The following is a 429-nucleotide window of genomic DNA, read 5'->3' as shown; positions in this document are numbered from 1 at the left end:
GCAGCGGGGCGTTGCCGCCCAGTTCCATGGAGCTCTTCAGCACGTTGTCCGCCGCAGATGCAGGAGGACCTTGCCGACCGCGGTCGAGCCGGTGAAGGACACCTTGCGCACCCGCGGATCGGACAGCACGGCGGTGCTGAAGGCGGGGGCGTCCGTGGTGGTCACGACCTGCACCAGGTCTTCGGGGACACCGGCCGCGATGGCGAGCTGGACCGCGAAGATCGTGGTCAAGGGCGGGTCTGATGACGACGGGGCAGCCGGATGCCAGCGCGGGGGCGATCTTGCGGGTGGCCATGGCGAGGGGGATGTTCCACGGGTGATGAGGACCGACAGCCCCACCGGCGCGCGCCGGGTGAACAGACGGGCCCCGCCGACCGGGGCGTCGCGGATTTTCCGGCCGGGCGTACCGCTTCCTCCGCGTACCAGCGG

The 429-nt window shown here is 71.3% G+C and carries 1 pseudogene; it reads right to left on the bottom strand.

Annotated features, from left to right (window positions below):
* Positions 1-36: 36 nt before the first annotated feature.
* Positions 37-295: pseudogene (locus GTY47_RS40670) on the bottom strand (aldehyde dehydrogenase family protein).
* Between the last annotated feature and the right edge of the window lie 134 nt (positions 296-429).

Origin of the sequence: Streptomyces sp. SID5464 (genome assembly GCF_009862985.1) — a bacterium.
GTDB classification, from domain to species: domain Bacteria; phylum Actinomycetota; class Actinomycetes; order Streptomycetales; family Streptomycetaceae; genus Streptomyces; species Streptomyces chartreusis_D.
Note: the sequence above shows the minus strand (reverse complement) of the source record. Positions and strands in the feature narration are given on the sequence as shown.